Source organism: Nocardioides sp. B-3 (assembly GCF_024703895.1).
Taxonomy (GTDB): domain Bacteria; phylum Actinomycetota; class Actinomycetes; order Propionibacteriales; family Nocardioidaceae; genus Nocardioides.
In genome coordinates this window covers 2,167,518-2,183,780 of sequence record NZ_CP087968.1, presented here as the reverse complement: position 1 = coordinate 2,183,780, position 16,263 = coordinate 2,167,518, and the positions used below count along the sequence as shown (strand labels likewise).

The 16,263-nt window shown below is 70.1% G+C and carries 21 protein-coding genes and 4 pseudogenes; 12 read left to right on the top strand and 13 right to left on the bottom strand.

Going from position 1 to position 16,263, the window contains the following annotated elements:
• The 3 genes from LP418_RS33505 (at position 1) to LP418_RS14420 (ending at position 2,180) form a co-directional block, all read left to right on the top strand.
• The gene (locus tag LP418_RS33505) at positions 1 to 363 is read left to right on the top strand and encodes a M14 family zinc carboxypeptidase (RefSeq protein WP_442940205.1); all 363 of its coding nucleotides are present in this window, start codon (positions 1 to 3) and stop codon (positions 361 to 363) included.
• Entirely contained in the window at positions 320 to 1,339 is a 1,020-nt protein-coding gene (locus tag LP418_RS14425) for a pre-peptidase C-terminal domain-containing protein (RefSeq protein WP_257956796.1), read from the top strand. The genes LP418_RS33505 and LP418_RS14425 overlap by 44 nt, the downstream gene beginning before the upstream one ends.
• Before the next feature lie 196 nt (positions 1,340 to 1,535).
• Positions 1,536 to 2,180, top strand: coding sequence for a hypothetical protein (locus LP418_RS14420; RefSeq protein ID WP_257956795.1), 645 nt, complete (start codon positions 1,536 to 1,538; stop codon positions 2,178 to 2,180).
• A 66-nt stretch (positions 2,181 to 2,246) separates the two neighbouring features.
• Here LP418_RS14420 and LP418_RS14415 read toward each other — a convergent pair whose 3' ends face one another.
• Both LP418_RS14415 and fbaA read right to left on the bottom strand, forming a co-directional pair.
• On the bottom strand, positions 2,247 to 2,693 hold the full coding sequence (locus tag LP418_RS14415) for a choice-of-anchor L domain-containing protein (protein WP_257956794.1): 447 nt from the start codon (positions 2,691 to 2,693) through the stop codon (positions 2,247 to 2,249).
• A gap of 335 nt (positions 2,694 to 3,028) precedes the next feature.
• Positions 3,029 to 4,065, bottom strand: a pseudogene (gene fbaA, locus LP418_RS14410) (class II fructose-bisphosphate aldolase).
• Between the two features lie 200 nt (positions 4,066 to 4,265).
• On the opposite strand from fbaA, the gene LP418_RS14405 reads away from it, so the two are divergent.
• From LP418_RS14405 to LP418_RS14390, 4 genes are all read left to right on the top strand, one after another.
• Positions 4,266 to 4,514, top strand: a complete 249-nt coding sequence (locus LP418_RS14405; RefSeq protein WP_257956793.1) for a hypothetical protein — start codon at positions 4,266 to 4,268, stop codon at positions 4,512 to 4,514.
• On the top strand, positions 4,486 to 4,836 hold the full coding sequence (locus LP418_RS14400) for a sigma-70 region 4 domain-containing protein (RefSeq protein ID WP_257956792.1): 351 nt from the start codon (positions 4,486 to 4,488) through the stop codon (positions 4,834 to 4,836). Before LP418_RS14405 ends, LP418_RS14400 begins: the two co-directional genes overlap by 29 nt.
• Complete coding sequence (locus LP418_RS14395; RefSeq protein ID WP_257957050.1) at positions 4,833 to 4,973, top strand: sigma factor-like helix-turn-helix DNA-binding protein; 141 nt, start codon at positions 4,833 to 4,835, stop codon at positions 4,971 to 4,973. Before LP418_RS14400 ends, LP418_RS14395 begins: the two co-directional genes overlap by 4 nt.
• A gap of 110 nt (positions 4,974 to 5,083) precedes the next feature.
• Positions 5,084 to 5,461 carry a hypothetical protein gene (locus LP418_RS14390; protein ID WP_257956791.1) on the top strand — a complete coding sequence of 126 codons (378 nt, stop codon included), beginning with the start codon at positions 5,084 to 5,086 and terminating at the stop codon, positions 5,459 to 5,461.
• 7 nt (positions 5,462 to 5,468) lie between these two features.
• On the opposite strand, the gene LP418_RS14385 is transcribed toward LP418_RS14390, so the two are convergent.
• Positions 5,469 to 6,107: a TrmH family RNA methyltransferase gene (locus LP418_RS14385; RefSeq protein ID WP_257957049.1), complete on the bottom strand. Its 639-nt coding sequence runs from the start codon at positions 6,105 to 6,107 to the stop codon at positions 5,469 to 5,471.
• A gap of 127 nt (positions 6,108 to 6,234) precedes the next feature.
• On the opposite strand from LP418_RS14385, the pseudogene LP418_RS14380 reads away from it, so the two are divergent.
• Both LP418_RS14380 and LP418_RS14375 read left to right on the top strand, forming a co-directional pair.
• A pseudogene (locus tag LP418_RS14380) lies at positions 6,235 to 6,633 on the top strand (DedA family protein); the annotation flags it as partial.
• An 82-nt stretch (positions 6,634 to 6,715) separates the two neighbouring features.
• Positions 6,716 to 6,889 carry a hypothetical protein gene (locus LP418_RS14375; protein WP_257957334.1) on the top strand — a complete coding sequence of 58 codons (174 nt, stop codon included), beginning with the start codon at positions 6,716 to 6,718 and terminating at the stop codon, positions 6,887 to 6,889.
• Between the two features lie 27 nt (positions 6,890 to 6,916).
• On the opposite strand, the gene pyrE is transcribed toward LP418_RS14375, so the two are convergent.
• The gene (gene pyrE, locus LP418_RS14370; protein WP_257956790.1) at positions 6,917 to 7,369 is read right to left on the bottom strand and encodes an orotate phosphoribosyltransferase; all 453 of its coding nucleotides are present in this window, start codon (positions 7,367 to 7,369) and stop codon (positions 6,917 to 6,919) included.
• A gap of 468 nt (positions 7,370 to 7,837) precedes the next feature.
• Between pyrE and LP418_RS14365 the strand changes: the two genes are divergently transcribed.
• On the top strand, positions 7,838 to 8,935 hold the full coding sequence (locus tag LP418_RS14365) for an FAD-binding oxidoreductase (RefSeq protein ID WP_336275994.1): 1,098 nt from the start codon (positions 7,838 to 7,840) through the stop codon (positions 8,933 to 8,935).
• 40 nt (positions 8,936 to 8,975) lie between these two features.
• Here the strand turns inward: LP418_RS14365 and LP418_RS14360 are convergent, their stop codons facing one another.
• Positions 8,976 to 9,164: a hypothetical protein gene (locus tag LP418_RS14360; protein ID WP_257956789.1), complete on the bottom strand. Its 189-nt coding sequence runs from the start codon at positions 9,162 to 9,164 to the stop codon at positions 8,976 to 8,978.
• Here LP418_RS14360 and LP418_RS14355 point away from each other — a divergent pair.
• Positions 9,152 to 10,141: an aminotransferase class I/II-fold pyridoxal phosphate-dependent enzyme gene (locus tag LP418_RS14355; protein WP_257956788.1), complete on the top strand. Its 990-nt coding sequence runs from the start codon at positions 9,152 to 9,154 to the stop codon at positions 10,139 to 10,141. The genes LP418_RS14360 and LP418_RS14355 overlap by 13 nt on opposite strands.
• Here the strand turns inward: LP418_RS14355 and LP418_RS14350 are convergent, their stop codons facing one another.
• The 7 genes and pseudogenes from LP418_RS14350 to LP418_RS14320 all read right to left on the bottom strand — a co-directional run.
• The gene (locus LP418_RS14350; RefSeq protein ID WP_257956787.1) at positions 10,142 to 10,561 is read right to left on the bottom strand and encodes a hypothetical protein; all 420 of its coding nucleotides are present in this window, start codon (positions 10,559 to 10,561) and stop codon (positions 10,142 to 10,144) included. It lies immediately after the preceding gene.
• Positions 10,519 to 10,824, bottom strand: a complete 306-nt coding sequence (locus tag LP418_RS14345; RefSeq protein WP_257956786.1) for a hypothetical protein — start codon at positions 10,822 to 10,824, stop codon at positions 10,519 to 10,521. Before LP418_RS14345 ends, LP418_RS14350 begins: the two co-directional genes overlap by 43 nt.
• A 52-nt stretch (positions 10,825 to 10,876) precedes the next feature.
• On the bottom strand, positions 10,877 to 11,833 hold the full coding sequence (locus LP418_RS14340) for a hypothetical protein (protein ID WP_257956785.1): 957 nt from the start codon (positions 11,831 to 11,833) through the stop codon (positions 10,877 to 10,879).
• Positions 11,834 to 11,857: 24 nt separating this feature from the next.
• Complete coding sequence (locus LP418_RS14335) at positions 11,858 to 12,328, bottom strand: hypothetical protein (RefSeq protein ID WP_257956784.1); 471 nt, start codon at positions 12,326 to 12,328, stop codon at positions 11,858 to 11,860.
• A 253-nt stretch (positions 12,329 to 12,581) separates the two neighbouring features.
• Positions 12,582 to 12,845 (bottom strand): enolase C-terminal domain-like protein, encoded by a 264-nt coding sequence (locus LP418_RS14330; protein WP_257956783.1) that lies wholly within the window; start codon positions 12,843 to 12,845, stop codon positions 12,582 to 12,584.
• 100 nt (positions 12,846 to 12,945) lie between these two features.
• Positions 12,946 to 13,158, bottom strand: a pseudogene (gene gudD / locus LP418_RS14325) (glucarate dehydratase); the annotation flags it as partial.
• Positions 13,159 to 13,495: 337 nt separating this feature from the next.
• Positions 13,496 to 14,815, bottom strand: a pseudogene (locus tag LP418_RS14320) (aldehyde dehydrogenase family protein); the annotation flags it as partial.
• A 50-nt stretch (positions 14,816 to 14,865) separates the two neighbouring features.
• On the opposite strand from LP418_RS14320, the gene LP418_RS14315 reads away from it, so the two are divergent.
• On the top strand, positions 14,866 to 15,324 hold the full coding sequence (locus tag LP418_RS14315) for a hypothetical protein (RefSeq protein WP_257956782.1): 459 nt from the start codon (positions 14,866 to 14,868) through the stop codon (positions 15,322 to 15,324).
• A 9-nt stretch (positions 15,325 to 15,333) separates the two neighbouring features.
• Here LP418_RS14315 and kdgD read toward each other — a convergent pair whose 3' ends face one another.
• A complete protein-coding gene (gene kdgD / locus LP418_RS14310; protein WP_257956781.1) occupies positions 15,334 to 16,248 on the bottom strand; it encodes a 5-dehydro-4-deoxyglucarate dehydratase in 915 nt (304 codons plus the stop codon).
• Positions 16,249 to 16,263: the final 15 nt, after the last annotated feature.

Genomic DNA, 16,263 nt, shown 5'->3' with positions numbered 1-16,263 from the left:
GTGGCACGGCCGCCATCCTCGGTACGCCCGGCAACGCCTACAAGCGGAAGAACTGTCGCGTCGTGGACGACCAGGGACACCCCCGACGGCACCTGCGCCGCCTTCAGCGCGACCAGCCCCGGCGGCTTCGGCATCGGCGTCGACCTCAACCGCAACTACGGCGGGTTCTGGGGCGGTCCCGGTGCGTCCGACCTGTTCGCCGACCCGACCTACCGCGGCGCCGGGCCCTTCTCGGAGCCCGAGACCCGCAACGTGCGCAACCTGATCTCGAACCGCCGGGTCACGATGATGATCTCCAACCACACGTTCTCCAACCTCGGTGCTGCGTCCCAACGGCGTGAACCCCACGACCATCGGACATGACGGCCTGCCGGTCGGCGACGCGCCCGACGAGCACGCGCTGAAGGAGCTGGGCGCCGACATGGCCGCGCAGAACGGCTACGCCAACATCCACGGCTGGGAGCTGTACGACACCACCGGCACCACGGAGGACTGGTCCTACAACGCGACCGGCGGCTTCGGCTACACGTTCGAGATCGGGCCCGACGAGTTCCACCCGCCGTTCGCGAAGGTCGTCGACGAATACCTCGGTGCCGGCGCCTTCGTCGGCAAGGGCAACCGCGAGGCCTACCTCGTGGCGTTCGAGAGCGCCATCGACCGGGCCACCCACTCAGTGATCTCGGGCAAGGCACCCGCCGGTGCGACCCTGCGCCTGCGCAAGGAGTTCTCCACGCCCACCCGGAGCCCAGAGAACGACTTCACCGACTCCCTCGAGGCCACCATGGTCACCAGCGGCAAGAGCTTCGTGTGGGACGTCAACCCCTCGACCCGCCCGGTCGTGCAGTCCCGGCTGGTCAAGGTCCTCGCCGAGGAGCCGACCCGCTCGGAGACGTTCACCGGCACCGCGGCGCCCACGACCTCGGTCGACCACGACTTCACGGTCACCGAGACCGACCGGGAGATCCTGCAGATCACGCTCGACTGGCCGACCCCCGACGACCCGGACCTCGAGGTCTACCGCAAGAACGCCGACGGGACGCTGACCGCGGTCGGCAGCTCGGGCAACTTCGCGGCCGAGAAGGAGAAGGTGACGATCAACGCCCCGGCACCGGGGACCTACGTCATCCGGGTGATCAACTTCGCCTCCGTGACCCCGACCTACACGGCCGTGGCCTCGCTCTACAACGCCACGGAGCAGCAGACGGCGCCGTTGATCGAGGCCTGGACCCTGACCTGCGAGCAGAACGGCCGGGTGCTGGAGACCGTGCCGGTCGTCGTCGACCGCGGCCAGCAGGTCAAGGTCGACCTCCGGGTGTGCCAGCAGCTCTTCACCCGCTGACTCATGGGCAGCGCCCGCCTCCTCTCGGGGAGGCGGGCGTGCGCTGAGGCCAACGTGTGGGTCGAGCGCCCGGGATGGGGGAGCGCCCGACCCACACAGCTCAGCGGGGGACTGGATCCTCAGCAGCTCGGACTTCCCGTTGCTGGTGTTGGTCATGGTCACGACGACCGTGCCGAGCGGTTGCGCGGACAGGGCCTTGCTCTGTGCGGTCAGCGCGGCCGCCTTCTTCCTGAGCTTCTTCGCCTTCTTCAGCAGCTTCTTCGCCTTCTTGAGCAGCTTCGCCGCCTTGAGGGGCGGGGCCGTCCCGGCCGCCTTCTTCAGCTTCTTCGCCTTCTTGGTGAGCTTCTTGGCCTTCTGGATCGCTGCCTTGGCCTGCGCGAGCAGCACGGCCGGCGCGGCCTTCGCCGCCTTGACCGCGGCCACGCCCTCCGGCGTCGTCGTGAGCACGAGGTTGCCGGCGCCACCGGCCGGGATCTTCGCGGTCCCGGAGCCGAGAGCCGTGGTGGCCTTCGCGGCCATGCGGGCGCTGACGCGCGGGACGATGTCACCCCAGTTGAGGAAGGCAGCCGTCGCCGTCAGGTTGGTGTCGATCGGGCCGGTCGGCAGGTTGCTGGTCAGCGGGACCGTGAACGTCGCCGGGTCCGGCGAGAACGCACCCGCCGTGCCGGGCGTCGCCACCACACCTGTCGTCCCCTCGAACGGGTCGACGGCGAGCGACTTGCACTGCGCAGCAGCTGACGTTCTCGTAGCGCAGGTTGTCCACGAAGGCGGCGCTGTCGAGGATCCCGTCGCCCCCGGTCGAAGATCGTCAGGTAGAGCGAGCTGGTCGCGCCGGGCGTGACCGGCGTGCGCGCGATCAGGGGCAGCGTCGCCCCGTCGTAGGTCGTGCCTGCGGCCTGCTCGGCGGTCATCGCGCTCGGTCCGACCCCGTCGACCGAGATGGCGTCACCGACACCGGCTGCGAAGTTGCCGGGTGCGTTGATCGACTGGGTGGCCGGGTCGGCCGTGACCGACCAGTGTTGAGCTGGGCGATGAACGCGTCGTTGTAGCCGGAGTTGACGTATTCGGGGTATTCCTCCGAGAGGAACTTGAAGTCGAAGGCGAGGCAGTTGCCCGTCGCTGCGCCGAGGTCGATGCGGACGACTTGGTGGTCGAAGACACCGGGTCCGATCGGGGTGGCGTCGACGCCCCAGCTCAGGCCCGAGCCGCCGTCGTCATTCGGATCGTCGGCGAGCGCGGCGTTGCCCGACGTGATGATGGCGAAGGTCGAGCCGTTGGTCGGGGAAGCCGGCCATCGGGCTGGCCCCGACGCCTGTCGGGCACTCGCCCTCGTCCTCGGCGGTCGCGCCGTCATCGGCCACGCACTCGTAGTCCACGGCCAGCGAAGCGCCGGTCGCGGTCGCCGTACCGAGCATCGCGGTCGCGAGTGCCAATGGATCGTCCCCGGCGGCCACCACCGCACTGGCGGAGGCCGAGACGAGGCTGAGGGCGACGGCCCCGACGCCGACGACGGCGGCGCGTGATCGGCGATGCCGTGAACTGACTGAACGCATGGTGAACCTCCCCGTGGTGTGGCCGGGCGACTCCCGGCCGCACTCGAACCTACGAGTGGGGCCGGGGTCGCGCATGCCCGAGACAGGGGGTCTTCCGGCGTACGGCGAAGCGCGCGCCGAGTGGATCAGGCAGGCGTCAGGCGCCGAGCGAGGTGCCCGCCGAGCGCAGGTTCTGGCAGGCCTCGACGATCCGGGCGGCCATGCCGGCCTCGGCGGCCTTGCCCCGAGCGCGCGGGTCGTAGGACTTCTTGTTGCCGACCTCGCCGTCGACCTTGAGGACGCCGTCGTAGTTGTTGAACATGTGCGAGGCGACCGGGCGGGTGAAGGCGTACTGGGTGTCGGTGTCGACGTTCATCTTGATGACGCCGTAGTCGACGGCCGCGCCGATCTCCTCGGCGGTCGAGCCGGAGCCGCCGTGGAAGACGAGATCGAAGGGACGCGCGTCGGCGGCCAGCCCGAGCTCGGCGGCGACCGCGGCCTGCGCCTCGCGCAGGATCTCCGGGCGCAGCTTGACGTTGCCGGGCTTGTAGACGCCGTGCACGTTGCCGAAGGTCAGCGCGGTCATGTAGCGCCCCTTCTCGCCGCTGCCGAGCGCGCGCAGCGTGGCGAGCGCGTCCTCGGGGGTCGTGTAGAGCTGCTCGTTGATCTCCGCGACGACACCGTCCTCCTCGCCACCGACGACGCCGATCTCGACCTCGAGGATGATCTTGGCGGCGGCGCACTTCTCGAGGAGGTCCTGCGCGATCTCGAGGTTCTCCTCGAGCGGCACGGCCGAGCCGTCCCACATGTGCGACTGGAAGAGCGGGTTCTCGCCGCGGGCCACGCGCTCGGCCGAGATGGCGATCAGCGGGCGGACGAAGCCGTCGAGCTTGTCCTTGGGGCAGTGGTCGGTGTGCAGCGCGATGTTGACGGGGTAGTTCTTCGCGACCTCGGCGGCGTAGGCGGCGAAGGCGACCCGAACCGCTGACCATGTTCTTGATCGAGGGGCCGGAGAGGTATTCCGCGCCGCCCGTCGAGAGACTGGATGATGCCGTCGGAGCCGGCGTCGGCGAAGCCCTGCAGGGCCGCGTTGAGGGTCTGCGACGACGAGACGTTGATGGCGGGGTAGGCGAAGGACTTCTCCTGCGCTGCGTCCAGCATCTGCGCGTAGACCTCGGGGGTGGCGATGGGCATGGAGAGCTCCTCGAAAAATACGATCAAGAACAGTGCGATCAACTTGTCGACCCGACCCTAATGGCTACCCGCGGGTCGGCGAATCCGCGCCCACGGGCCCGAACCGGTCCAGACCCGTGTCATTTTCCTCGCAACCAAACGGCGAGCCACTGCGTCAACAACGGTAGGACGCCGCCCGAAGGGCGCGAAGGGGGAACACCATGACGACCAGCATCGACTGGGTGCACGAGATCGACTCGTCGCTCGACGGCATCGACCAGCCGCCGGCGGCCTTCCTCCCGCTCCCCCGCATCGCGCGATGGCACCGCCACGCCCTGCCGTCCGTCCAGGGCGTTCTCCGACTACGTCGCCGAGCGTGGCCCGCACGTACGCCGTCTGGCCCACGCCATCTGCTGCGACTGGACGCAGGCCGAGGCGCTCGTGCTGGCGACCTTCACCCGCCTCTATGACGGCTGGCACCGCGACCCGAGCACCGCCGCGGCCGACGCGTTCGTCCACCGCTGCCCGGGGCGCGCGGTCGTCACCCACTCCCCGACGCCGCGCAGCTGCAACGCCCACGGCGACGACTACCCGATCGAGGACGAGTCGCTGCTCTTCGACGGGCTCCAGTCCCTGACCGCGATCCAGCGCAAGGCACTCGTCCTGCACGACTGGCTCGACCTGCCGGTCGCCGAGGTGGCCGACGCCATCGGCATCAGCCCGGAGCTCGTCCTCCTGCACGCCGCACGCGGCCGCTCCGCGCTGAACTTCCTGTTGCCCGAGTCGGCCTGACAACCGATCGCGCTTGCGGCCTCGACGTGCGCGAGACCGCTCGCGAGCTCGGGCTGGCCGAGGGCACGGTGAAGAGCCACAGCTCGCGCGGGCTGGCGGCCCTGCAGGTCGCGCTCGGCGAGTCCGTCACGCACTGACGAGAACAGTGCTGGATCCCCGGCACCGGGAGGGGGACGATCCAGCACTGTCGGGTGCACTAGCCTTCCCGCACCGTCCGGGGTCAGCCCGGGCAGATCACGGGGGAACCATGAGCATCGACGAGACACTGACGCACGGCGTCCAGCGCGAGGAAGACCCCGAGCGGGCCCTGACCACCGGGGTCATCGCCTTCGCGCTCGGCCTGACCACGATCCCGGGTGGCGGCGTCCTGTCCAACTCGTTCCAGATGTGGGCGTTCGAGATCGCCCGCGAGGGGAACACCGCCGGCGGCAGCCCTGGTCCGGGCACTGGGTGCCTTCCCCGCCATCGTCCCGGGCATCGTCGCGATCGTGTTGGGCCTCGTCGCTGCTCGATCGGGCCACACCCGGCATCGGCCACCGGCAAGGCCGGCGCCATCACCGGGGTCCTCGCCATCGTCGGCGGCGCCTTGTGGGCCGTGGCGATGCTGAGGTCCGACTTCTACTAGGCCGGCGTCAGCCGCGCCAAGCGTCCTCGGCCGACACGTCGGCGTACGACCTGATCCACGCGTGCATGGCGATCGCGGCCGCGGACGACGCGTTGATCGACCGGGTCGAGCCGAACTGCGCGATCGAGAAGGTCCCGTCGCACACCTCGCGCGCGACCTCCGAGAGGCCCGGCCCCTCCTGCCCGAAGAGGAAGCAGACGTCGCGCGGGATCGTCATCGTCTCGAGGTGCTCGCTGCCGGGCAGGTTGTCGATCCCGAGCAGGCGCACCCCGATCGAGTGCAGGTACGCAGCCGGGTCGGCGGCGGTCGGGTGGTGGCGCACGTGCTGGTAGCGATCGGTGACCATGGCGCCGCGCCGGTTCCAGCGGCGGTTGCCGACGATGTGGATCTCCGCTGCCGGGAACGCGTTCGCCGTACGCACGATGGTGCCGATGTTGAAGTCGTGCTGCCAGTTCTCGATCGCGACGTGGAAGGAGTGCCGCTTCGTGTCGAGGTCGGCGACGATCGCCTCGAGCGTCCAGTAGCGGTAGCGGTCGACGACGTTGCGCCGATCACCGTCGCGCAGCAGGTCGGGGTCGTAGTGGTCGCCGTCGGGCCACGGGCCCTCCCACGGCCCGAGCCCGACCTCGGGCTGGCCGTGCGGCATCGGGTCGTACGGCGCCCGCTCCTGCTCACCGTCGAGGGACTCTTCCACGACGCAACCCTATGGGGATTCCCCGGTTAGGCTGACCGGCGTGACCTTGCTCCCGGATCTCCAGCCCCTCCTGCTCGGCATGGACTGGATGGATCCCAACTGGCTGCTGCGCGAGTTCGGGGGCGCTCTCTTCTGGCTCAGCCTCGCCATCATCTTCGTCGAGTGCGGCCTCTTCTTCCCGTTCCTGCCGGGCGACACCCTGCTCTTCGCGATGGGGCTCTTCATCGCGACCGAGCGCATCGACGTCTTCCCCGGCCCGGAGTGGGTCGAGCTCGTGGTGGCGCTCGCGCTGTTCACCGCTGCCGGCATCGGCGGCAACGTCGCGGGCTACGAGATCGGCCGCAAGATCGGGCCGCCGCTCTACGAGCGCGACGGCCGCATCCTCAAGCGCAAGTACTTCGATCAGACGACCGCCTTCTTCGACAAGCACGGCAACAAGGCGCTGGTGATCGGTCGCTTCGTGCCGTTCGTCCGCACCTACATCACCGTCGTCGCGGGCGTGACCCGCATGGACCGCGGCCGCTTCATCCTGTGGAGCCCCGGTCGGCGCGGTGGGCTGGGTGCTGTCGATCACCCTGCTCGGCTACTTCCTCGGCTCAGCGTTCCCGAGCCCGGGCGAGCAGATCGACAAGCTGATCATCATCATCCCGGCGTTCTCGCTGATCCCGATCGCTCGGGGAGTGGTGGCGCCACAAGCGCACCAACGCCCCCGAGGCGCTGGACAACGACGGTGACGGCGTGCCCGACCGCGACATCGCCGGTCAGGACGTCTGAGCGGCGTCCAGCTCGGCCCGGGTCAGCACGGCCCGGATCTCGAGGCCTACGTCGGCGAGCGGGTTCTCCCCAGCCGGTGAGCGGTCGATCGCGCACACGACGGTCTCCACGATCGCGCCCGCCTCACGCAGGGCATTCGTGGCATCCCGTACGGCGCCGCCGGTCGTGATCACGTCCTCGATGATCGTCACGCGACGACCCTCGACGGCCGGCCCTTCGGCGAGCTTGCAGGTGCCGTAGTCCTTGGCCTTCTTGCGCACGAAGAGCGCCGACGTGCCGGTCTTGGCGCTGACCATCGTGGCGATGGGGATGCCGCCCATCTCCAGTCCGCCGAGCAGGTCGGTGTCCTCCGGCAGCAGGCCGAGCATCTGGGTCGCGACCCGGTCGAGCAGCGCGGGGTCGGCCTCGAAGAGGTACTTGTCGAAGTAGGTGTCGGCCACCTGTCCCGAGCGGAGCGTGAACTCCCCCGGTCAGGCGGCAGAGCGCGTTGATGTCGGCCGCGAGGGTGGCGTCAGTGGTCATGGGGGCATCCTCCCGCACGTCACGGAAGTGCCCAAGACAGGGGATCCCGCGGCCGCCCGCTCGGAGTAGCGTCAAAATCGGTCGGGGGTCGCGGGTCCCACAAAGGAGCGTCACACCATGAGCACCTCCATCGATGCGCTGCGCGAGCAGGTGCGGGCTCAGATCATCACGGTCGAAGACTCGGCGTACGACGATGCGCGAGCCGTGCACAACGGCATGTTCGACCGCAAGCCTCTCGCCATCCTCCGGGCCGAACAGGTGGCCGACGTCGTGGCCGGCGTCAACTACGCCCGAGACGCCGGCCTCGAGCTGGCGGTTCGCGGCGGGGGCACAGCGCGCCGGGATTCGGCAGCACCGACGGCGGACTGGTCATCGACCTGTCGGGCATGCGCGGCGTCCACGTCGATCCGCGAGCGCTCACGGCACGAGCGGGAGGCGGTGCCACGTGGGGCGACTACAACTACGCGACCCACGCCTACGGACTCGCCAGCACGGGAGGCATCGTCTCGACCACCGGTGTCGGCGGACTGACGCTCAACGGCGGGATCGGCTACCTCACCCGCGGGCAGGGCTTGTCGATCGACTGCCCGGCTTCGGCCGAGGTCGTGACGGCGGACGGACAGGTCCGGACCGCGAGCGCCGAGGAGAACCCCGACCTCTTCTGGGCGATCCGGGGCGGGGGCGGCAACTTCGGGGTCGTCACGTCGTTCGAGTTCAACGTGCGACCGGTCAAGGATGCTTACGTCGGGCTCTTCTTCTACGAGCTGGAGCACGCCGGCGACCTGCTGCGATTCTTCCGCGACTGGATCCGGGATGCGCCACGCGAGTACGGCGCGTTCCCGGCCTTCCGGGTTGCGCCTCCGCTGCCCTTCGTCCCGGAGGACCGTCATGGCGACACGTTCTGCGTCGCGATCGTGCACTGGACCGGGCCGATGGACGAGGGCGAGAAGGCGATGCAGCCCTTCCGCGACCTCGCCCCGCGCGTGGCCGAGATGTGCGATGTCTGGCCCTATCCGCAGCTGAACGGCGCGTTCGACGGACTGTTCCCCAAGGGGATCCGCAGCTACTGGAAGGGCGCCTACGTCATGGAGCTGACCGATGAGGCGATCGAGGCTCACCCGGCCCACGGACCGCACGCTCCCGACGCGAGCTCGACGATGCACCTCTACCCGATCAACGGCGCCGCGCACGACCTGAGTCCGAGCGACACGGCGTTCGCCTACCGCAGCGCGACGTACGCCGCCGTGATCCTGTCCGCGTGGCAGGACCCCGCCCTCGACGTAGAGCGTCGCCAGTGGGTCCGCGACTACTACGACGCGATCTCACCCCACAGCGAGCGCGGCGGCTACCTCGGCTTCATGGCCGAGGACGACGCCGACAAGGTCGAGGACAACTTCGCGGGCAACTACCCGCGGCTGACCGAGGTCAAGCGTGCCTACGACCCCGGCAACCTCTTCCGGCTCAACCAGAACATCGTGCCCTGAGTGGAGTCCCAGCGCAGGTCGTAGGGTCGCGCGCATGAACTCATCGCGGCTCGCACGCCGGCTCGACGGCATCCCGCCGACGATCTTCTCCGAGATGTCCGCGCTCGCCGTACGCACCAGGGCGATCAACCTCGGCCGGGGGCTTCCCCGACGCGGACGGTCCGCCGTCGGTGATCGCGGCCGCGGTGGCGGCGCTCGAGAACGGCGCCAACCAGTATGCGCCCGGCATCGGCGTCCCCGCGCTGCGCCCGGGCGATCGCGCGCCACCAGCGGCGGCACTACGGCATCGAGCTCGACCCCGATCGCGAGGTCGTCGTCACCACCGGCGCCACCGAGGGCATCGCGGCGGCGCTGCTCGGGCTGATCGATCCCGGTGACGAGGTCGTCGTCCTCGAGCCCTACTACGACAGCTATCTCGCCATGATCGAGATGTGCGGCGCCGTACGCCGACCGGTGACCCTGCGAGCGCCGTCGTTCCGCCTTGACGTGGAGGCCCTGCACGGGGCGATCGGGCCGCGCGCACGCGCGATCCTGCTCAACTCCCCGCACAACCCGACCGGCACGGTGCTGACGATCGAGGAGCTGCAGGCCGTCGCCGTCCTCGCGATCGAGCACGACCTGATCGTGATCACCGACGAGGTCTACGAGCACCTCGTCTTCGACGGGCACCAGCACATCCCGCTCGCGACGCTGCCGGGGATGTGGGAGCGGACGCTGACGCTGTCGAGCGCGGGCAAGAGCTACTCGTTCACGGGCTGGAAGGTGGGCTGGGCGACCGGCCCGTCCGCGCTCGTGAGCGCTGTGCTGGCCGCGAAGCAGTGGCTGACCTTCACGTCGGGATCACCGTTGCAGCCCGCTGTCGCGCACGCGCTGGACGAGGAGCCGGGCTTCCCCGCTGAGCTGGCGCGGTCGCTGCAGTCCCGTCGCGACCTGCTCGTCGCCGGCCTGTCCGCCGCGGGCCTCGACGCGCGAGTGCCCGAGGGGACCTACTTCGCGACCACCGACATCAGCCACCCGGGGTGGTCGGACGGTCGAGAGTTCTGCCTCGCGCTGCCCGAGCGAGCGGGCGTCGTCGCGATCCCCAACCGGGCGTTCTACGACGACCGGGACGCGGGCCGGCACCTCGTGCGCTGGGCATTCTGCAAGGAGCCCGACCTCATCTCCGCGGGAGTCGCGCTGCTGGCCTCCGTGGACCTGTCCCGCTGATCAGGCCGGCGGCTCGCCCCCGGGCGAGCTCGTCGCCCGAACGGGTTGTCGCAGAACAGCACGCTCCAGTGGGCGCAGCCGATGGTCTCGTCGACCGGGCGTTTCGTGTCCACCACGACGAGCCAGCCCCGGGTGTCGTCGAGCTCGGGCACCTCGCCGACGACCGGCCGACGCTGGTCGTAGCGGTCGGTGGGTTCGCACCAGCGGTCGCCCCGGTCGCTCGGCTCGATGTAGAGGACGGTCAGGTCGTCGCCGTACAGAATCACCCGCGACCGTGTAGGTGTGGCACGGCCCGCTCACGATCGGGTCCGCATCGGCGGGCAGCTGCTCACCGACCATCGCGACCGCCTCGGTCGCGGTGTCGACCTGCCGGGCGTTCACCGACTCCGGGGAGCAGACCTCGCGGTAGTCCTGCACCATCCAGCCGCTCTCGGTGGTCGCGAACGCGCAGTGCTGGGCTGCCCAGCTGTGGGCCGGCTCGACACCTGCTCGCTCGGCGACCGCGTCGGGCGCTGCTGCGACGCGGTGAGCTCCTCATCGAGGCGTTGCGTGATCTGGTCGCTGAGGGCGTCGCGCTCGGCATGCGCGGCGAGCACGCCGACGACGTTGACGACCGGGTAGATCGCGACGACGAGCGCAACGAGGGAGGCGAAGGCGATGAACAGGAACCGGAGGAAGCGCATGCTCGCCAACCTAGAAGGGCTGCCGGGCGTTGCGCGTGAGTACGGCTACGCGTCAGCGCGCGTCGAGCCGGGCCCGGACCTCGGGACGCCGCAAGCAGTTGACGGTGGCGATCGCGGCCGCGGCCGGGATCAGGGCGATGGGTGAGGCGATGGCGGCGATGATGCAGAAGAGCGCACAGGCAGCGGAGCAGATGAGCAGCAGGCGCGCCGCCCGGGCCCGGCGCTTCGCCATGAGTACGGCGAGGACGACCGCGAGTCCCGACACGGCCACCATCAGGCCGACGGAGACGTAGGAGGCCCCCAGCAGGAGGCGGTCAGAGGCGCCCTGCTCCTCGAGCTCGGGGTTGGTCCGGCGCAGCTCGTCGAGCATCAGGTCGGGCTGGGTGATGAGGACGACGAGGGTGACCGGGCTCGACACCGGGATGAATCCCGCCACCACGATCGTGAGCACCATCGCGACCGTCAGCGGGTCGGGGCGCTTGGTCGGTGTGGGGCCGGCGACAGGCTGGGGCCAGCCGATGGCGGGCTGCTCCTTCGCCACCGGGTCCGTCGTCACCGACTCCTTCTTCACCGGCTCCGGGATCGGCTTGCCGGCGAACCACTCGCGCGACGGCGAGAGCCACAGCATCAGGGTCGCGACCGTGACGATCGACGACATGAAGCCACCGGCGACGAGCCCGGTCACGAAGATCGGCACCGCGAGGACGGACAGGATCGTGCGCGCCTGTCGGCTGCCCTGCAGCACCTGCCAGCCGAGCGCGACAGCAGCGACGGCGCACAGCGCGGCCACGATCGCGACGACGTGGGAGACCCGGATGACCGACTCGACCGACGGGCTGAAGCCGCCCGGCAGGTCGTCGATGACCCGCTCGAGCGATTCCCGGGTCTCGAGCGACCGCAGTCGAGCGACCCGGTCGAAGGCGGCGAGCACCACGAAGACGGCGGCCAGCATCACCATCACGCCGGCCATGGTGGTCTGGCGCGGACGGGCCGCGGTCGTCTTGCTCACCTGCTCATTCCACCATCGAGGTGGTTAGGCGACGACGGGGACCAGCCCGGCCGACCCCATCAGGCCTTCCTTGCGCGCCACCAGTCCCGCCAGACCGATGGTGGCGAAGGCGGCCAGCACGTTGATCGCCAGCATCGAGACGCTCTTGACGAGGATGAAGGTCTCGAGCGACTGCGACTGCAGCATCCACAGGGTGATGCTGGCCTTGGCGAGCCCGAGCACCGCCCACATCACCGTGAGGTGGAAGAAGAGGCGCCGGACCCGCGGCCGCGCGGCCAGCTCGTGGTCCATCGGGTAGAAGTCGCCGGCCAGTCGCGCCACCATCGGCCGGGCGCTGGCGAGCGACAGCAGGAACAGCACCGCGACCGCGCCGTCACTGATGACCGGCTGCAGGAAGTAGAGCCACGTGCTGTCCGCGGCGAAGGACAGCGCCGTGCGGCCAGTCAGCAGGATGGCCGCCGGGATCAGGAGGCCGGAGGTACGCCGACGGGTCACTGCGCGCCGGGCGATGGCGCCTGTACGACCAGAGGAGCGCAGCGACGATCGTGGGCCACACGCCGGCCAGCACGAAGACGCCGTAGAACACGACGGCCGGGATGACCACGGCGATGAGCAGGCTGAGCGAGACGCGCTTGATGACGGCGACCGGGCTCGGTCGGTGCAGGTCGAGACAAGACAAGGGACGACGATCCGTTCGCGGGGGAGCTTCGAGAGTACGTGTCACCGCACCAGACAGGGTCTTTTCGGATCAAATGACCAGTCGGGCACCGGGAACTGCATCGCCGCGGCGTCGTCGTCGGGCGCCGAGACCGTGCTCGAGGTAGAGCGCGTTGGCCTCGGCCAACCGGTCGCGGTCGAGCTCGACGCCCAGCCCGGGTTTGGTGGGTACGGCGATGGCGCCGTCGATGATCTGGAGCGGGTCCTTCGTCAGGCCCTGCCCGTCCTGCCAGATCCAGTGGGTGTCGAGCGCGGTGATCTCGCCGGGTGCCGCGGCACCGACGTGGGTGAACATCGCGAGCGACACGTCGAAGTGGTTGTTGGAGTGCGAGCCCCGGTGTCAGGCCGAAGTCGTGACAGAGCTGGGCGACGCGCACCGAGCCGGCCATGGTCCAGAAGTGCGGGTCGGCGAGCGGGATGTCGACGGCGTTGGTGCGGACGGCGTCGGCCAGCTGTCGCCAGTCGGTGGCGACCATGTTGGTGGCGGTGCGCAAGCCGGTGCGCCGCTTGAACTCGGCCATCACCTCGCGCCCGGAGAAGCCGCCCTCGGCACCGCACGGGTCCTCGGCATAGGCGAGCACGTCGTCCTTGCCCTTGAGCAGCCGCACCGCCTCGTCGAGCAGCCAGCCGCCGTTGGGGTCGAGGGTGATCCGCGCGTCGGGGGAAGCGCTCGTGGAGCGCGGTCACCGCGGCGACCTCCTCCTCGCCGGGCAGCACACCGCCCTTGAGCTTGAAGTCGCTGAAGCCGTAGCGCTGCTGGGCGGCCTCGGCCAGCCTGACGACGGCCTCGGGGGTCATCGCCTCCTCACGCCGTGCCGTGGACCAGTCGTCCCGGCCGTTCGCCTCGCGGAGGTAGGGCAGGTCGGTCCGGTCGGGGTCGCCGACGTAGAAGAGGTAGCCGAGCATCGGCACGCTCGTCCGCTGCTGGCCGTCGCCGAGGAGCTCCGCGACGGGTACGCCGAGTGCCCGGCCGGACAGGTCGAGCAGCGCCGACTCCAGCGCGGTCACCGCGTGGATGGTCGTGCGCAGGTCGAAGGTCTGGAGGCCGCGGCCGCCCTTGTCCCGGTCCTTGAACCCGGTGGCGACCTCCCTGAGCAGGCTCTTGTACTTCGCGACCGGCTGGCCTGTCAGAAGGGCCGCGGCGTCCTCGATGGTGCCCTTGATCGCCTCGCCACCCGGCACCTCACCGACGCCCTCGCGGCCGTCGGAGTCGGTGACGATCGCGATGTTGCGGGTGAAGAAGGGAGCGTGCGCGCCGCTGAGGTTGAGCAGCATCGAGTCGTGCCCTGCGACGGGGACGACCTCGACGCTCTTGATCGTGGCGGTCATCGTTCGAGCACTCCGTCGACTCTCCGGGTCAGGCCCCGGGGGGTTGTCGTCGCGGACGGCCTCTGGAAGGAGGTCCGCGGGGACGTCCCGGTAGGCGACAGGTCGCTGGAAGCGCTCGATCGCGAGGCTGCCGACGCTGGTGGTCCTGCTGTTCGACGTGGCAGGGAACGGGCCGCCGTGGACCATGGCGTGGCCCACCTCGACGCCGGTCGGCCAGCCGTTGAAGAGGACCCGGCCGACCTTGAGCTCGAGGATCGGCAGGAGTCGCTGGGCGGCTTCCTTGTCGGCGGGCGCGTAGTGGACCGTCGTGGTGAGCTGGCCCTCGAGCCCTTCGATGCTCGTCGCCGGGTCTTCAACGGTGTCGTAGCGGACGATCACTCCGGACGCGCCGAAGACCTCGTCGGTGACGCCGTCGATCCCTTCACTCAGGCTCACGAGCGGGGCGGGGGCGTGCTGACCGTCTGCGCTTCCCTCACCCACCGTGTGGACACCTTCTGCTGCCTTCAGCCTTCCGGTGCCGGTCTCGAACGCTTCGGCGATGCCTGCCGTCAGCATCGGCTGGCCGATGAGTCCGGTGACAGCGTCGGCGGTGGCCTGCACGAAGGCGTCGCCCTCCGCGCCGGTGGGGAGGAAGAGCAGTCCGGGGTTGGTGCAGAACTGCCCCGATCCGAGGGTGAGCGAGCCGACGTAGGCCTGCGCGAACGTGGCGGTGTCCTGCTCCTGCAGGAAGCCTGGGAGCACGACCACCGGGTTGATCGAGGACATCTCGGCGTACACCGGGATCGGCTCCTCGCGCTTCGACGCCGCTTCGACGAGCGCGAACCCGCCGGCACGGGAGCCGGTGAACCCGACGGCCTTGATCCGTGGGTCGCGGACGAGGGCCCGGCCGAGCTCGAAGCCCTCGCCCAGCAGGAAGGAGAACGAGCCGTGCGGCAAGCCCGCGCTTCTCGACGGCGCGGTTGATCGCGTCGGCGACGAGCTGACCCGTGCGCGGGTGCGCCGGGTGGCCCTTCACGACGACCGGGCAGCCGGCGGCGAGCGCGGAGGGCGGTGTCGCCGCCCGCGGTGGAGAAGGCGAGCGGGAAGTTGCTGGCGCCGAAGACCGCGACCGGGCCGAGCGGGATCATCCGCTGGCGGATGTCGGCGCGCGGCAGCGGCTCTCGGTCCGGCACGGCCGGGTCGATACGGACGCCGAGGTGGTCACCTCGCCGTACGACATCGGCGAACATGCGCAGCTGACCGGTCGTGCGACCGACCTCGCCGGTGATGCGTCCGACGGGGAGGTGGCTCTCCTGCACCGCGGCCTCGATGATCGCGTCCTTGTCGGCCTCGATCTCGGCCCGCGATCGCGTCGAGGAAGGCGCCGCGCTGCTGGGGAGTGGTGGCGCGGTACGCCGCGAACGCTTCCGCCGCAGCGGTGGTGGCGGCTTCGACGTCGATGGTGAGCGTGCTGGTCATGCAATCCTCCCGATCAGGTCGCGAAGCTCGGCAACCTCGCCCTCGAGCAGGTCGGTCAGCGGCGGGCGGACCGGGCCGCCGGGTCGGCCGACAGCGCTGAGGCCGGCCTTGACGATGGAGACGGCATAGCCCCGGGTGCGGTCGCGGATGTCGAGGTATGGCAGCACGAACTCGTTGAGTCGACGGTAGACCTCGACGCGGTCCTGCGCTCGGACGGCGTCGTAGAAGTCGATCGCGAACTGCGGCACGAAGTTGAAGATCGCGGACGAGTAGGTGCTGACGCCGAGCTGCAGCAGCGGCAGCGCGAAGGTCTCCGCGGTGGGCAGGCCACCGACGTACATCAGCCGGTCGCCGACGCGGGCATAGGTGCGGGTCATCTGCTCGATGCTGCCGACGCCGTCCTTGAAGCCGACGAACGTCGGGTTGCGATCGGCGAGCGTGGCGACCGCTTCGTCGAGGAGCACGGCGTTGGCGCGGCTGTAGACGACCACGCCGAGGTTGGTGGCCCGGCAGACCCGGGTGACGTGCTCGACGAGTCCCTGTTGGCTGGCCTCGGTCAGGTAGGGCGGCATCAGCAGGAGACCGTCCGCGCCGGCGGCCTCAGCTGCCTTGGCTCGGGCGATGGCGTTGCGCGTGGAGCCGGTCGCTGGGGCAAGGACGGGTACGGCGCCGGCGACCTCGTCCACGGCGGACCTGACGACCCGGTCCGTCTCCTCGAGCGTGAGGCTGAACCCCTCGCCCGTGCCGCCCGCGGCGAAGAGCCCGGCGACGGGGTACTCCGCCAGCCACGCGAGGTGCTTGCGGTACTCCCCCTCGTCGAACTCGAGGTCGCTCTTGAAGTGTGTCACCGGGAACGAGAGCAGACCGCTCTTCAGCTGGGTGGCCAGATCGGTCGGGCTGTACTCGGTCACAAGGCGTCCTAGGTT

Bases quoted from the DNA above. Each gene is read 5' to 3' on its own strand.
- LP418_RS14415 (WP_257956794.1), bottom strand. From the start codon at position 2,693: ATGACGGCGCGACCGCCGAGGACGAGGGCGAGTGCCCGACAGGCGTCG.
- LP418_RS14405 (WP_257956793.1), top strand. From the start codon at position 4,266: ATGACGACCAGCATCGACTGGGTGCACGAGATCGACTCGTCGCTCGAC.
- LP418_RS14390 (WP_257956791.1), top strand. From the start codon at position 5,084: ATGAGCATCGACGAGACACTGACGCACGGCGTCCAGCGCGAGGAAGAC.
- LP418_RS14385 (WP_257957049.1), bottom strand. From the start codon at position 6,107: ATGCCGCACGGCCAGCCCGAGGTCGGGCTCGGGCCGTGGGAGGGCCCG.
- LP418_RS14365 (WP_336275994.1), top strand. From the start codon at position 7,838: ATGCGCGGCGTCCACGTCGATCCGCGAGCGCTCACGGCACGAGCGGGA.
- LP418_RS14355 (WP_257956788.1), top strand. From the start codon at position 9,152: ATGCGCCCGGCATCGGCGTCCCCGCGCTGCGCCCGGGCGATCGCGCGC.
- LP418_RS14360 (WP_257956789.1), bottom strand. From the start codon at position 9,164: ATGCCGGGCGCATACTGGTTGGCGCCGTTCTCGAGCGCCGCCACCGCG.
- LP418_RS14350 (WP_257956787.1), bottom strand. From the start codon at position 10,561: ATGGTGCAGGACTACCGCGAGGTCTGCTCCCCGGAGTCGGTGAACGCC.
- LP418_RS14345 (WP_257956786.1), bottom strand. From the start codon at position 10,824: ATGCGCTTCCTCCGGTTCCTGTTCATCGCCTTCGCCTCCCTCGTTGCG.
- LP418_RS14330 (WP_257956783.1), bottom strand. From the start codon at position 12,845: ATGTTCACCCACGTCGGTGCCGCGGCACCCGGCGAGATCACCGCGCTC.